This is a genomic window from Parablautia muri (assembly GCF_009917485.1).
In the GTDB taxonomy this organism is placed as follows: Bacteria; Bacillota; Clostridia; order Lachnospirales; family Lachnospiraceae; genus Suilimivivens; species Suilimivivens muri.
This window is the reverse complement of sequence record NZ_QZDT01000071.1, coordinates 1-14,350: the sequence shown is the minus strand read 5'-3', so window position 1 is coordinate 14,350 and position 14,350 is coordinate 1. Positions and strand designations below refer to the sequence as shown.

Annotated in this window: 20 protein-coding genes and 2 pseudogenes; 14 read left to right on the top strand and 8 right to left on the bottom strand. The window is 38.2% G+C overall.

Going from position 1 to position 14,350, the window contains the following annotated elements:
• Positions 1-641: 641 nt before the first annotated feature.
• From D5281_RS22190 to D5281_RS22170, 5 genes are read right to left on the bottom strand one after another with little or no spacing between them, the layout of a single operon-like run.
• Complete coding sequence (locus D5281_RS22190; RefSeq protein ID WP_160562134.1) at positions 642-935, bottom strand: hypothetical protein; 294 nt, start codon at positions 933-935, stop codon at positions 642-644.
• 15 nt (positions 936-950) lie between these two features.
• Entirely contained in the window at positions 951-1,127 is a 177-nt protein-coding gene (locus tag D5281_RS22185; RefSeq protein ID WP_160562133.1) for a hypothetical protein, read from the bottom strand.
• Positions 1,111-1,428, bottom strand: coding sequence for an HU family DNA-binding protein (locus tag D5281_RS22180; protein ID WP_330585244.1), 318 nt, complete (start codon positions 1,426-1,428; stop codon positions 1,111-1,113). The genes D5281_RS22185 and D5281_RS22180 overlap by 17 nt, the downstream gene beginning before the upstream one ends.
• 14 nt (positions 1,429-1,442) lie before the next feature.
• Positions 1,443-1,817, bottom strand: a complete 375-nt coding sequence (locus tag D5281_RS22175; RefSeq protein WP_277935546.1) for a hypothetical protein — start codon at positions 1,815-1,817, stop codon at positions 1,443-1,445.
• 33 nt (positions 1,818-1,850) lie between these two features.
• Complete coding sequence (locus D5281_RS22170; RefSeq protein WP_277935545.1) at positions 1,851-2,096, bottom strand: cold-shock protein; 246 nt, start codon at positions 2,094-2,096, stop codon at positions 1,851-1,853.
• Positions 2,097-2,820: 724 nt separating this feature from the next.
• Between D5281_RS22170 and D5281_RS22165 the strand changes: the two genes are divergently transcribed.
• Both D5281_RS22165 and D5281_RS22160 read left to right on the top strand, forming a co-directional pair.
• Positions 2,821-3,735, top strand: coding sequence for a transposase (locus D5281_RS22165; RefSeq protein WP_277935544.1), 915 nt, complete (start codon positions 2,821-2,823; stop codon positions 3,733-3,735).
• 64 nt (positions 3,736-3,799) lie between these two features.
• A pseudogene (locus D5281_RS22160) lies at positions 3,800-4,951 on the top strand (IS3 family transposase).
• A 185-nt stretch (positions 4,952-5,136) separates the two neighbouring features.
• Here D5281_RS22160 and D5281_RS27335 read toward each other — a convergent pair.
• Positions 5,137-5,710: pseudogene (locus tag D5281_RS27335) on the bottom strand (IS66 family transposase); the annotation flags it as partial.
• Between the two features lie 229 nt (positions 5,711-5,939).
• Between D5281_RS27335 and D5281_RS26155 the strand changes: the two are divergent.
• The 7 genes from D5281_RS26155 (at position 5,940) to D5281_RS26150 (ending at position 10,861) form a co-directional block, all read left to right on the top strand.
• On the top strand, positions 5,940-6,065 hold the full coding sequence (locus tag D5281_RS26155; protein WP_277935542.1) for a hypothetical protein: 126 nt from the start codon (positions 5,940-5,942) through the stop codon (positions 6,063-6,065).
• Between the two features lie 3 nt (positions 6,066-6,068).
• Positions 6,069-6,548: a transposon-transfer assisting family protein gene (locus D5281_RS22150; RefSeq protein WP_330585241.1), complete on the top strand. Its 480-nt coding sequence runs from the start codon at positions 6,069-6,071 to the stop codon at positions 6,546-6,548.
• Positions 6,545-6,826 (top strand): hypothetical protein, encoded by a 282-nt coding sequence (locus tag D5281_RS22145; RefSeq protein ID WP_160562132.1) that lies wholly within the window; start codon positions 6,545-6,547, stop codon positions 6,824-6,826. Before D5281_RS22150 ends, D5281_RS22145 begins: the two co-directional genes overlap by 4 nt.
• Before the next feature lie 101 nt (positions 6,827-6,927).
• Positions 6,928-8,397, top strand: a complete 1,470-nt coding sequence (locus D5281_RS22140) for a nitrilase-related carbon-nitrogen hydrolase (RefSeq protein WP_160562131.1) — start codon at positions 6,928-6,930, stop codon at positions 8,395-8,397.
• Between the two features lie 60 nt (positions 8,398-8,457).
• Complete coding sequence (locus tag D5281_RS22135) at positions 8,458-9,129, top strand: hypothetical protein (RefSeq protein WP_160562130.1); 672 nt, start codon at positions 8,458-8,460, stop codon at positions 9,127-9,129.
• A gap of 152 nt (positions 9,130-9,281) precedes the next feature.
• Positions 9,282-9,587, top strand: coding sequence for a hypothetical protein (locus tag D5281_RS22130; RefSeq protein ID WP_160562129.1), 306 nt, complete (start codon positions 9,282-9,284; stop codon positions 9,585-9,587).
• A gap of 290 nt (positions 9,588-9,877) precedes the next feature.
• The gene (locus tag D5281_RS26150; RefSeq protein WP_277935541.1) at positions 9,878-10,861 is read left to right on the top strand and encodes a Mu transposase domain-containing protein; all 984 of its coding nucleotides are present in this window, start codon (positions 9,878-9,880) and stop codon (positions 10,859-10,861) included.
• Here the strand turns inward: D5281_RS26150 and D5281_RS27275 are convergent.
• Both D5281_RS27275 and D5281_RS22115 read right to left on the bottom strand, forming a co-directional pair.
• Positions 10,762-11,238, bottom strand: coding sequence for an HXXEE domain-containing protein (locus tag D5281_RS27275; protein ID WP_408637308.1), 477 nt, complete (start codon positions 11,236-11,238; stop codon positions 10,762-10,764). The genes D5281_RS26150 and D5281_RS27275 overlap by 100 nt on opposite strands.
• 5 nt (positions 11,239-11,243) lie before the next feature.
• A complete protein-coding gene (locus D5281_RS22115; protein ID WP_160562126.1) occupies positions 11,244-11,780 on the bottom strand; it encodes a PadR family transcriptional regulator in 537 nt (178 codons plus the stop codon).
• Between the two features lie 537 nt (positions 11,781-12,317).
• Between D5281_RS22115 and D5281_RS22110 the strand changes: the two genes are divergently transcribed.
• The 5 genes from D5281_RS22110 (at position 12,318) to D5281_RS27045 (ending at position 14,068) form a co-directional block, all read left to right on the top strand.
• Positions 12,318-12,596, top strand: a complete 279-nt coding sequence (locus tag D5281_RS22110; RefSeq protein ID WP_160562125.1) for a transposase family protein — start codon at positions 12,318-12,320, stop codon at positions 12,594-12,596.
• Positions 12,548-13,225, top strand: coding sequence for an ISAs1 family transposase (locus D5281_RS22105; protein WP_160562124.1), 678 nt, complete (start codon positions 12,548-12,550; stop codon positions 13,223-13,225). The genes D5281_RS22110 and D5281_RS22105 overlap by 49 nt, the downstream gene beginning before the upstream one ends.
• An 87-nt stretch (positions 13,226-13,312) precedes the next feature.
• Positions 13,313-13,435 (top strand): hypothetical protein, encoded by a 123-nt coding sequence (locus D5281_RS26145; protein WP_277935540.1) that lies wholly within the window; start codon positions 13,313-13,315, stop codon positions 13,433-13,435.
• Between the two features lie 137 nt (positions 13,436-13,572).
• Positions 13,573-13,752, top strand: a complete 180-nt coding sequence (locus D5281_RS22100) for a hypothetical protein (RefSeq protein WP_160562123.1) — start codon at positions 13,573-13,575, stop codon at positions 13,750-13,752.
• Positions 13,753-13,867: 115 nt separating this feature from the next.
• A complete protein-coding gene (locus tag D5281_RS27045; RefSeq protein ID WP_334296634.1) occupies positions 13,868-14,068 on the top strand; it encodes a DnaJ domain-containing protein in 201 nt (66 codons plus the stop codon).
• Positions 14,069-14,350: the final 282 nt, after the last annotated feature.

Sequence of the window (14,350 nt, the reverse complement as noted above, 5' to 3'; positions counted from 1 at the left end):
TCAATGTTATAGTTGTAAATTACTTTTTTCTTATTCATAGATAAAGCCTCCTCTAAATAATCATCAAAATAGAACTTTACTCTTTTATTTATCTCTTTCTGTGTGACATCCCATTTCGGGACATCACATAACTTATACTTCTCTATTCGGAGAACGATTTTATAAGGTATGTTGAAATTCAATACCCCTATATACTTCTAAAAATTCACTTTTCAAAAACTCAACAAAATATCCATATCTGACATTTCTAACTCGTTATACTGGATAACCAGAAATGTTAAGTTTTTGCATTACAAAAAGACCACACCAAAACAGCGCGGTCTTTTACTCATAATTTTTATTTTCAAATATTTAGTTTCTAATTATTATTTATTGGAATCTCATTGTGCAGACTTGCACAGTGAAGTGGTTGACAGTTATTAGAATTTCTTGAATATTGGTATTACAGTTTATTTTGCTTGCCCTGTAATAGCAATTTATATCTAAGTGAAATACTTTTACATAGGCGAATTTTCACTTTAGTATTTCACTCACAACCAAATGATTGTCTCCTGAATTTTAACCACCACGAAATCGTGGGCGTTAGATTTTGCTCGGTTGAAATTTCACAGCGGAATTTACTGCCATGCGGCAGCAGTCCACTAATAGCAATCTTCTGCCACCAAATAATCAACCGCATTCTTGATCCTTGACATCTCATTACTGTATATCCTATATGCCGCATTCTTAGCCAATTCTACAGAATCATATTTTTCAGGCTGTAATCTTCTGAGACTGCCTTTACCAAAACAATATAAAAGATATTTATCCTCTTTTGGTTCATGATTAATCTTGAATTCCATCTTTATCACACCACATAAATTAATTTCACAATGGCTGCATACAGTAATTCCGTCCGATATAATATCTTTCCATTCTAATTCTTTGAACTGCATATAATGTCTCCTATACTATTTCTCTCTTAACGGACACCATTCAGGGCTTCCTTCCGGCAAATCCCCTACACTCAATTTCCCCATATCGTCAATCCTGTCTGTATGGTCACAATAATAAATTTTCTTACCGTAATCATACTTTTTCATAAAATCACATTCAGCACAGTTTGGTACTTTATTCATCAATCCCATATGTATCATTTTCCTCCAGAATTTCATCTATCTTATCAGCCAACGTATCACTTGCATAAAACTTCATTTTCTTATGTTCAGGCACAATACATTCCTCCCCGCTTAAAGGCACTCTGCCTTTTCTCTCTTTAGCGGTTTTCATCTCAAACCTGCCAAATCCTGAAAACATCACCTTTTCATTTTCACTCATGCACTCCATAAGCGTTTCAATGAATAATTCAAGTCCCCTTCTGGCTTCTTTTTTGGTAATTCCGCCTGTTTCTGCCATCCTGTCTATAAATTCCTTCTTCAATACTGACACTTACTTTAATCCTCCTAATTTCTTACTGATATTCCATTACTTTTTAAATATTGTATTGCCATTTTTAATAAAGTCCCATTATTTAAAGTTTCATTCACGGTATCATCCCACACATGCGGTTCATGGCTTACTGACAAACCTCCATGCTTGCCCTGGTTTGCCCATGCTGCCACTTGAAAACCGGTCGCATTTACATAATTGTCCATACTTTCATAATCAATATATACGCTTGCTTTTACACCGTCTTTATATGGATGTGCGTCTACCTTTACAGCTGAATGAAGAAAATCCTGTGTTCTCCGATAGCTTGAAGGTGTCCATCCGGTATAATAATCTTGTAAATAGTAATTCAGTGTTTCGTAAACTCGCTCTGCTAGCGTGTCTACCATATTTAAAATACTGGCTGTATTGCTTTTGATAGTTCATTTATGTTTCTTACGTGCTTTGCCATGCTTTCTTTTCCTTTCCGGTGCCTCAATCACCATGATATTTTTTGCGTTGTAATCACTCCTGTCATTCTGGAATGGTTTAAAGAATAGATAGTAACCTGCATCAATATATTCCCCATTCACTTTTGAGTGATGGATAAAATATGTGTTGCTGTCTTCACCACGAATAAACCCAAATCCCCTATCATGGAAATATCTTGTAACTTTACCGTACATCATTTATCATCTCCCTTCGTGATTATGATCTGAAATTTGTTATGGCTATGAAATCGCTGTTTTAAGTTGGATAGGATTGTTGTTATGAGTTGCATTAGAATGCCCCTGTAAGGCTCTGTGAGGCTCATATAGGCGTTTTAAGAATGGTTGTGTGGAAATTTGAATTGGTTTATTTAGGCACTAAAATAAGCCCGCTATTGGTTATATTTCTATAACTAATAATGGACTTATGCATGTGTCCAAATATTAAATTATCATATTAAGGCTCTAAACAATTCATTTTGTGTAAAATCTGTGTAAATTATCTTATACACACCTCACAAATGCCCTGTTTATCACGTTTTCAGAAATAGGAATTACACCCTGCCCCGAAGAACTTTTCTTTGATTACATGAAATAGAATACCACGAAAATGCTGTGAAATCAAGGGGTTTAGGAACTTTAGTTTCCGCAGTTTTATCCACAAGCCCCTGATTTTATGAGTATCGTGGTGAACAACTTTCAAAAAATGCCCAAAATATAAGGAATCTCATTCCCTTTTGATGTAAAATAAAGCTATCATACAAAAATCTTACTAAACAAAAAAGAAAGGATTCCTTATGGCTTATTTTACATCAAATACTTACTCTTTAAAACGAAAAATTTTAACTTTTACAAATCTTATCCAGGCACCTTGATAAAGGAACCCCGGCGCTTGCGGCGGCTTCCTATCTCCAGCAGGTAAAAGATGGTTCCTGCTGAACCTGTGATTCACATTGATGACCGCGATGTTGTAAAACCTGACGGTTATAAATTCGAAGCCCTGGGCATTGTCAGGGATGGTTCTGAAAGTTCTGCCACAAAAAATGTTTATAAAAAAGGCTGCCATGTTACAGAAGCCTGTGTCCTTACAGCCAGTAATCATCCTGTCAGCATTTTCTCCCACATCCATTCTTCACTGGAAAAAGACTATAAGTCTGCAAATACAATTACCTTACATGCCATAGAACAGGGCGCTGCTCTTTTTGGTAAAGCAACTTTTGCCATGGACAGAGAATACGATGACAATAAGATGTTTCTGAAACTGGATGAACTTGACCAGGATTATGTCATTCGTCTGACTGCCAAGCGTAAGCTGCTGTATCATAACAAATGGACAATGGCTCCAGAGCTTCGCAACCGCAGAAAAGGCAAAGTCAAAACCAGTGTGTTTTACAAAGGGAAAGAACATGAAGCCTATCTCTCCCATGTAAAAGTGCAGATTACTGCATCCAAAAAAGATATTTATCTGATGCTTGTTTATGGCATCACAGAGCATCCGATGATGCTTGCCACCAACAAAGAAATCAAATCCAAAGATGATGTAATCCGGGTGGCAAGAACCTACTTCTCGCGCTGGAAAGTCGAAGAATATTTCCGCTGCAAAAAGCAGATGTTCCAGTTTGAAAAATTTCGTGTGCGCAAGCTTAAAGCAGTCAACGCACTTAACTTTTATATCTCCTTATGCATGGCGTTTCCTGCAGTGATTTCCATGGAATCAGAAACCAATGCCCTTAAGGTTTCCATCATACAGACAGCCAATCCCGTAAAGGAAAAAGTTTTCTTATGCTATTACCGGCTGGCAAAAGGCATCTACGGCATACTCTCCTATGCAAAAGAGTGATGTGCTATACTAAAGTTGTAACAGAAGTGGCTAATGAGATATAATCAAAATCACAAGAAACAAGATACTCATTATGTCACAGAACTACACCCCCGAATTTAAGAAGAAGATTGTTCGTCTCCATGAGGAAGAAGGACGGACTTACAAAAGCATCATCACTGAATATGGCGTATCAAAAGCCAGCATCTCCAAGGGTGCAACGAATTCAGCAAAGAGTGCCCGGCGAAAGCCCAAACCAATCCTGATGCCCCGAATGAAATGGAACTTATGAAGGAGAACCTCCGGTTACGGAAGGAACTGGAAGATACGAGGAAGGAAAATCTCTTCCTAAAAAAAGCGGCGGCATTCTGTGCGAAGAAAATCGATGAGAGGCTTATCGGTTTATCGAACAACACCATAAGGAATTCGGCATCCGCTGGCTGCGGCTGGGGATCTGCCCCAATGCCTGCTATAACTACCGGAAACACCGGAAGGCGGATTATTATGCCCAAAAAGAGAAAGCCAAGGAGCAGATCGAAGAAAACCACAATGGAGTGGACGGATACCGCAGCATGGCCGCCTATCTGGAGCGCAGGGGGGGGACGGCTACAGCCAGACAACAATCCATCAATATAGGAACGGGGAATTGGGCCTGCATTCCATCGCCCGCCCAAAGAAACCTAGAGCAAAGCCAGGGAAGCCCCATAAAGTATTCGGCAACAAACTGAATCAGGATTTCCATGCAGACAAGCCGAACCAGAAATGGTGCACGGATTTCACATACCTGTTCCTGCGCAACGGGGATGTACGGTACAATTACGCCATCATAGACCTCTATGACAGGAGCGTGGCTGCCAGCGTGATAGACAGACACATCACCAGTGTTCTGGCTGTACGCACCCTGCAAAAGGCATTGGATTCCCAGCATCCGGCAAAGGGAGGTCTGATCCTGCACAGCAGCCAGGGGAGCCAGTATACATCGAAGGCTTTCATAGAATTCTGCGAATCCGTCCATGTGGCACAGAGCATGAGCAAAGCCGTATACCCATACGACAATGCGCCAATGGAAAGGTATTTCAACACCCTGAAGAATGAATGTACCAAGCTCTATGAGTTCCGGACAGAGGAGGAACTGTACCAGACCGTGGAGGAATTCGCTTATGTCACGTACAACCATGTACGCCCGCACAGCTATAACGGCTACCGCACGTCATACCAGGCACGGACGGCAGCATAAGGAGAGGCGGGAGCATGCCCCATCATTGGATTGCTAGATCATACAAAATCGGAGATGGCAGGTTTTGTCAATGGCATGGCCGCACAGCGGTGCAAAGCACCATTGACACAACATGACAGTTCCGATAGCCTCCAAGCAACAATCCAATAAATTTTTAGCCACAAATGTTACAAAAATGCTTGACCACTACAGAATGTCACAGTCTGCTTCTGTTTCCTCTTATAGTTTCTCAGCAGCCTCTCGGCTTCGTTATTGGTGGCCGGTACCCTGCGATCATGGAGAAACAGCAGATGTTCCGGCATGTATTCATCCATCCGAAGGTACAGGTTATATCCATCTTTATAATACTCTCATTTGCCGGAACGTATTCGTATTCTTCTTTTGCTTTCAGCAGTATTTTGCGATATTCGTTCTCAAGTTCACGCACCTTAGCTGCATCACATTCTGTTCCGGGCGCCATGCCGTTGCGGTAATGGATCATTTCCTGTATCAGTGAACGCATTTCCTTATTCCATATTCCATGTTCGCTCCGGCTCGTTTTCCATGCTGTCTTTAAGATAGCGCAGGATATGGGCGAGGCATTCCTGGTGGCCTGAGCCATAATGATAGAAAGTCTGTCTTTTCGTGGTCGTGGACAGGGATTCCCTGATAATCTTCCACTGGGGTTCCCTTTACCCCTTCATGCTCTTTTTTCTCACGGGCAAAATAGAGTGTGGATCCGTCCGATGTTGGATAGTGCGGGGGATGACAAACAAATACAAGTAAACAAAGGGACTTCCTCAATCCTTAAAAGACTATGACAGTAACGGTTATAGTCTTTTTTCATGCAGTAATTACCGTATGAAATGAACTCCTATTCCCTCAAGCGGAGAAATACCCAACAATGATATTCCGCAATTCAAACTCCCGACAAGTAACGAGAAAAAATCATATATAAGCACCGCAACCAATCAATCATATCAATCCATATCACAGGAGGGCAAAGACCATGAATAAAAAGCAGGAACAACAGATTTTAGACTATTACAGCACCACCGACAAATATATCCGTAGCAAGACACACTCCAATGCGCATCAGAGCGTATTTACCAAAGAAAGCGACAAATACCAGTGACTTGTGTTGGAGCAGAAAAGCCAGTGCGAAGTTGAGGTAAGGCAGACCGACAGTCATGGAACAATCACAGCGAGGGATAATTACGAACTGACAAGAAATATCCCTAAGTGTGTGGGCGTGGAGCGTTTATGCGAGAGCGCTAATATACAGATACCTTTTAACACTGATAAAATCAACTTAATCTATCAGTTGGGGGAGCAGGGCAAGGTGGAAACGTGCGCCAGTCCGTCTGCTATTCTTCCGCAGATAAAAGACGATAACACAAAGCAGATAGTAAGGACCACCTTAAAGAAATTAAATTCCCTGTCAGAAGAAACGTGTGCGGAATTGACCGCCACCATCAAAAGACGGAAAGTTACCGAGCGTGACCATTCCATAAAGACAAGGTTAGCCAAAGCAAAGGCACAGGCGGAACAGCCGACAGTTGCCAAGGGAAAACAGCACAAAATCCACAGCAAAGGAAAGGGAGATATGACTTTATGAAACTTTCAAGATACGAGCAGGAAAGTATTCTCAATTGCAATGCAGGAGAACAGACCGCCACCCTCTATACAAGGGATAAAGCGGTCATGCGGAAACTTGACACGCTTGTTGCCGACTTTCCCGACATATACAAGCTGACAGGGCAGGACGAGGTATCTAAGACCTATTCCTTTCCGAAATCATATGTCAGCTACCGTAAGCCGAGGGCGGTCAGTACCGAGCAGAGGGAACGGGCAATGCAGATGATGATTGCTAATAGTAGGGCAAAGGGAGATTAAGCAAAATTTAATGGAATTGTGTATGTCTTTGAGGTAAGATAATGACATTGAACAATTCTTCAAATTGAAGTTTATAGAGAATGTAAGTAAGGAGTTTAGCAATGAAAAATAACCGATTTGCAGTTTTCATAATCTTAACTTTTTTAATTTATGTAATGTCCAATGGAGAATGGTGTATCCCGATTTTTGCGTGGATTTATCCAATTTTGTTTCTATGTATGATTTATCTTAATCGTACTCGAAAAGTCTACCTTATAATTAGTTCAATATATGCCATTGGTTTTATTGTCCAGTTTTGGAGAGCCATTGGAATGGATATAAAGATATGTATAATAGTAGCAATCCTGCTGTCTTTTCTGAAAGTTTTACCATATATCTACTGGTCGAAATCAAAAATGAGATTTCAAGATACTATTATTTTTGCAAGTATAATGGTATCAATAGAGTATATCATTTATCTGATATACCCTGCATTGGGAGGGTTGTCTGACGCTTATACACAATACCAAAATCTATACCTGCTACAAATAGTAACGGTAACAGGGATTTACGGAATCATCTTTTTAATGTATTGGACGGCGGCAATGGTTATATGGATTTGGAACAATAAAAGCAAAAAAGAATACATCAGAAAATACATAATCGTATATGGTTCTGTAATTGGCTTGGTATTTGTCTATGGAGTTGTTATGTTTCATTTTGTAGGAAATTCAGATAAAAGTGTCAGGATCGCTGGAGTAACCGTTCCGATTTCAGAGCTGTTAAATAATGATAAAGATGTATATTCTACATTTTATACCAATACATTTACTGATGAAAACATTACCAATACAAGGAATAAACTATCATCAGTAGCTGATGAACTTTTCCTAAAAACAGAGTTGGAAGCACAAGCAGGTGCAAAGATTGTTTTTTGGTCTGAACTGAATGGAGCGGTTTTAAAACAAGATGAAGATATGCTTTTGCAACGAGCATCGGATATGGCAAAACAGGAAGAAATTTATTTGATTGTTTCATTACTGGTGAAAACCCCTTACGAGGACTTAAAGGAAAATAAAACGGTAGCATTTAATCCACAAGGAGAACTAATATCAGAATATTTTAAGTATGGACGTTCAATCGGAGAATTGTGCCAAAAAGGAGATGGAATGCTAAAAAGTTTTGATACAGAATATGGTAGAATTGCGCCGTTTATATGTTCTGATATGGCATTTTTGTCTAAAATACAACAGGCAGGAAGAAATAATGTAGATATACTAATTGTTCCGGCTTCGGATTGGAAAGAAATGACATTATTAGCTGCAAAGACAGCGATTGTGCGTGGGGTTGAAAATGGAAGTAATATAATCAGACATACAAATAACGGAATGTCGATTGTTTCAAATGTTAAGGGCTGTGTGTTGGCACAGACCGATTACTTTCAGTCTGATACAAAGACATTATCAGCACAGGTTGCTATGAAAGGACGCTTTACTCTTTATTCCTATATTGGAAATCTATTTGTATATCTGTGTAATTTATATTTGTTAGGGAGTTTCATACTTCCCCAAATTAAATTAAGAGGTGGTTAAATTCCCATTTGTCGGGAAGTTGCAAAAAGTGATAAGTCGGAATTTCATAAGGAGAGGATAATGGTTAAAGAAGTAAAATGGACAAAATATTTATGGCTGAGTTTACTTTCATTTGGAGGATTTATGCTTGAACTTCTATCAATATTTGGAATTGAAGTTATATTTCTGCATGTAGATATACAGAATTATACAACGCACCAAAGAAGCATTCATTGTATCATAATGGTTTTTATATGGGCGTTTTTCATTAGTGTTCTTCTGATTTTTTCAAGGAAATATTATCATTTTCCGATAAGCGGAAACAAAACGGAGAAGATTTCTTTGAAAAATTGGATAGTAATACTTGCTTGCTTTATTGGCTGTAAAATTATGACTTTCATTGATTGGCATACATTAAAGTTCATTGGAGAAGCACAGCGTAAAACCGTATTCCAATTTTGTGCGCAGTATTTATACTATATATTTGAAGTAATGCTTGTTATTCTAATCATAATATATGGGCAAAAAGCGATTGAAACCTTGTTGAAAAAAGAAAGTTCAATTCCTTTTGGCGGTATTATATTGGCTATGACATGGGGAGCGATTCATTTCGTATCAAGAGGAGTAGGACTTGAAATATGGAACGGAATTTCTACTATGATATTTTCTGTTCTTAGCGGTGTAATGTATTTAAGATTAAACAGGAAATGCTTGTATAGCTATCTTTTCATCGCTATAGGTTATTTACTATAACTTCCTGTTTGTTGGAAAAAATCAAGACAGAAAAATGATATGAAAACTGAATATCGTTTACCTTTTGGTAGCGATTTATTTTAACAGTAAATCGGCTACCTTTTTTATTTTAGGAACTATCAACACAGCACAGAAAGAATGAGGTATCAGAAATGATTGAAAACAAAAATGAAGCAAGCAAAAATTTAGAAAAAGCATTGCAGGCATTGGAACAGGCGAAACAGCGTGTAGCCAACGAAAAGAAAAAACAGAACGAGAAGAAACGCAAAGCCGAGAACCATCACAAGTACATCATGGGTGGTATTATCGTTAAGTATTTCCCCGACTGCTACCACTATGACGAGGGCGAGTTAAACCGTATCTTATCGGTTGCCTTGCAAACAAGAGAGTGTCAGCAGATTATATCTAAAATCAAAGCGGAAAGCCAAGAAACCACTCCTGATTATTATCACGCTTGAGAGCCACTACTATATATAGTGTCTGCATTAGTATATATTGATATGGCATGTCAGCCTCTTTTAAACTGTATTTCATGAAGGATTCTATCCTTCAAATACATTGTAGTAGGAGGTTTTCTTTCTGTTCAAGAAAACAAGAGTGAGGCAGATCATAGAGCTGCTTCAAAAAAATCTAAGTGACCGGGAGATTTCCAGTGTTCTTGGCGTCTCCCGGAATTCTGCTGCGCAGATCAGGCAGGTTTCCGATGAGCGCCGCAAGGAATGGGATGAACTTCTCATGATGTCTGACGATGAATTATATCATTTCTTTTATCCTGATAAGTTCAAACCCAAAAGCAGCTATGCCCTTGTCGACTATGCGTATGTCCATAGTGAACTCAGTAAGGTTGGGGTTGCCGGAGTGCTTCTTTGGGAGGAATACTGTGAAAAATGTAAGAATGAAGGGGAAAAAGCCTGTTCCTATCCTACATTTCTCTCCCTTGAAGATCATATGCGGCAACCTGAAAACCGGAGTTATCACTCATCCGAAGCATGGGGAGAGCGTTTTGAATGATGCATATTTAACTTTTGCGGAATATTATCAGGCTGCAGTCATGCCGGCAGAAGTCAGAAAACCTAAGCAGAAAGCAAGCGTAGAAGGTTCTGCAGGTAAGACAGCAGGAAAGATCATTGGCCTGTTAAGAAATGAAACATTCTGCTCTCTGGAAGCGTTAAACCGTGGCATAAGAGAGGCTCTTGATAAGCTGAATTCCAAAGAATTCCAAAAGAGAAATGGAAGCAGAAAGATTATTTTTGAAACCGAAGAAAAACCGATGCTGAGAGCCCTGCCACGGATGCCCTTTGAGATATGTGAATGGTCCTATAATCATAAGGCTGGTCCAAACTCCCATATATGGTTTGATAAAGGACAGTACTCTGTTCCCGGTGATTATCTGAACAGATATGTTGATGTAAGGTATAACAACGTAATGGTTTATATTTATTCGTCACATAAACTTATTGCAAAACATAAGCGCCTTCCGGCAGACATAAAAAACGGTAAACGGACGAAAGTCTCCCACCTCCCTTATCCGTTATACATGATATGTTCCTTGTATGCTTCTGTGCAAGGCATAAATAATTCCCCCTTTCTCCCACATAGGGCGTTGCATGGTTTACAGTTGTTATTTAACATTTATTTGATATACTTATCAAAAAACTTATATAAAACAATACATAATCCCATAGGCAAACCAAATAGCACACCACCAATCAAAACTCCTATTATCAACTGATATACAGAAAAGTAATCTGACAAATAATAATTTCTTAATCCGAATATCGAATTAACAAGAAAAAGCGTTCCAGTTATTAACCCCGGAGAGATTTTCCTATCTTTGATTGTATAGAAAAAATGGTCGCCAAAATTTATGATTCCCCATATAAAAATAGCCACTCCAAAACAGACGAACTTATTATTGAACACAAATAAAAAAACCGGTACAAGAAGCATTGGGTAGTAAATAAATAGATTGTTAGCCATCCAGTGTCCATGCGTCATGTGATAGGGTAACCATTTATGCTCATACATCCATTTTGGAAAATCACCAATAGCTTCCTCAAATAAGTGGAACGGTAAATAAATCACCAAATTAAAAAATATAAAATACATCATGCTCATTTTTCTTCCCTTTCTTTCTCCAATTCTTTTTCAAAATTTTCTTCCCATTTTTCCAATGTTTCTAAAAGCAAAAATTGTTGTTCCATTATAGTTCGCCCAAATAATGGAATGTCCTTATGTGTTGTTAGTTGCTCCATAATCTGCATTTTAGTTTTCTGAATACTGTTTTTAATATTTGCAATACATTCATTTGCAGAACTTTCATCAAGCAAAGCCATATTCACAATAACAGCATTAAAATCTAAAAACACTCTTGTTTCAGCTAAAGAAAATTCAGTCATCAATTCTTTAAAAACTTCTTTTCCCTTTGGTGTTATTGTGTACACTGTTTTTTCGGGCATATTACCGTTCTTAACAGTTTCACTAATAACATATCCTTTGTTTTCGTATTGAACCACTTTCTTGTAAACAGTAAAAGAACCAATTTTTATCCACCTTGACAAGTTTCGGGATTCAATTTGTTTTTGTAAGTCATACGCACTTTTAGGACTTTGGTATAATGAGCCTAAAATAATTAAATCAATCGTAGACATAATTCACCTCCATAGTTGTATTATCCAGTACTGTATTATACAGTACTCTTGCAATTTGTCAAGTTTTATGAATATTTCAAAGCCGAAAAAAGAAAGAAAAAATAATGTTTTTATGATTTTGGGTAATAAAGTGAGAGGGATTTCGCAGTAGTCGGCATTGTGCTGTAATGTGTATAACTGGCTATCTTATGGAATTGTGGGTAACTCTGTTTGCAGGACGTGGGAAAGCTGCACTTTAGCTTTTCCATGTGCTGTGAATAGAGTTATCCATGATTCCATAGCCTGTTATGCACATTTCCACAAATCCAAACTTATATAAAATCCATACTTTTTTATCAGAAAATGCCTTGAATAAAGGATTTACAGAGGAAAGTTTGGATTTCTTCTAAGTTTGGATTTGTGGAAAAATCCAAAAGTTTAGATTTTTCCACAATGCTTGTCTTTTGGTCTTTGGTTTCTTTGGTTCGGAATAGTGTGTGCTGGCGGTCTATCTCTTGTTTTCGGTTGCTTGCTTCTTTACCGTACATGAGCAATTTTGTGGGGATTGTCTTTTTTGCGGTTCTGGCAGGAAATGATGAATGGACTGAAATAGCTGATTTTGCAGCTGATGAGAAAGAAACGCATAATACTGGGAAAAAGGACAGCAGAGATGTCAAAGACAGGCACAATCTCAATGAATTTAATGTTATGTCAACAGAATGGGGTATCTGCCTGTCTTCTACCCGTATTGATGAGAAAAGCAACGAGTCCCTGAAATGCAGGAAGCCATGGGGAATCTTGATTTACGGGGATGTGTTGTTACAGCAGATGCACTGAATACACAGAAGGAAACCGCCCGCGCCATCGTAAAAAAGGCACATGGGGATTACTGCCTTGCACTGAAGGAAAACCAGAAAACTGTATATAATGAAGTAAAAGAATACTTTGCTGACGAAAAGCTGCTGAAAGAAACCATGGCTGCAGATGGAAAATATCTGAAAGAAACAGAAAAAAAGTCTGGCAGCATAGTCACAAGAGAATACTTCATAACGGATGACATTAAATGGTTTGAGGACAGGAAGGAATGGGAGAAACTGAGTTCCATCGGTTATGAGAGAAAAATAATAACCAGAACAGGAGCGGATGGCACAGTGAGAGAAGAACGGTATTTCCTGTGCAGTATCAAGCCCAATGCGGAGCTGTTTTCTATTGCCGCACGCAGGCACTGGAATATCGAAAACAACCTGCACTGGGCACTTGATATAGTTTTCAGCGAAGACAAATTACGCTCCAAAGAAAAGAACGGAATACACAATCTTGGTCTGAGCGAGGGTGTAAATAATTATGTGTCTTTGGATTTTTTCCTTAGCAGATTTTTACCAACTATAATTAGCCGGAAACCTAGCATTTATAAGGGCTTGTGGGCTCTGCCCACACCCGGCCTCTGGAATAAGGTGGAAGGGTAAAGACACAAAATTAAAAACACTACCGTCTGAAGCAGAAGATTTGTCCTGTTTATAATAAAGCTATTGAAAGCTTACTATCATAGGGGCATGAAACGGATCCGTAGTAAGATAGGCAGAAACCTGGAATCAGAAATTCCTGTAATCCTTGCTGTTCTAAAAGTATTATACGATAACGATATGATGGATGCAATTGACGAGCTTGCCAAATAATGATATCCTTCGAAGATGTTTTTTCGTTCGTGCGTTTATTCTGCCTTGATAATTGAATAGACTTTACACTTTCTGAACAATCCGCTATAATAAGGATGTATCAATAAAATATCATCAATTTTAAAGGCGGTGAAAGGATGGTACAAGAAATGTCCGATAAAGAGTTAATTACAATTACGATTGACAGATATGCAGAATTACAACGCATCAAAAAAGCAAATGGTAATCAAGAAAACAAAGAACTTGATTATTCTATCAAATTAGCAGTTGCAAAGTTATCATCTTTAGGAGTAAATGTTGAAGATATAACCCTTTAAACGTAACCAAATAACCACATAACCAACAAACTAAGAAGTGTAAGGTCTATTAAATTATTAAGGCTTTGCACTTTTTTTATTTAAGAGGTTATGAGGTATAAAATACTTTAAAGATGTGAATACACTGGAAGAATTAAGAAGACAGTACAAACAACTATTAAAGAAATATCACCCTGACAACGCAAACGGAAGCACAAAGGCCACACAAAAAATCAATGCTGAATATGAGCAGCTTCTCAAAGGATTAAAGAATAGACATGAAACTACAATTATAATCATCGAACAAAAACATATCAATATTATCGTAAAAAAATAAGACACACCAGACTTTTGCATCCGATATGCCTTATAACAATTTACTTGAGAGTGTAAAATAAAGTGTGTAAGTTATCGGTAACAAACAATGCCATGATGCTGGGGTCAAAAGCCCCCAATTGTTCCTTGAAGCTTAATATTTTACAATCAATACAAGCTTTTTGGTCTTTCATGAGCTATAATAAAAATAGCTTTTGAAAGATGGTATGTTTCATGTCGTTTAAAACAAATGATTGCCAACAGTTATCATTAGATGACAGTTTTATAACTCTGACTGAACGAG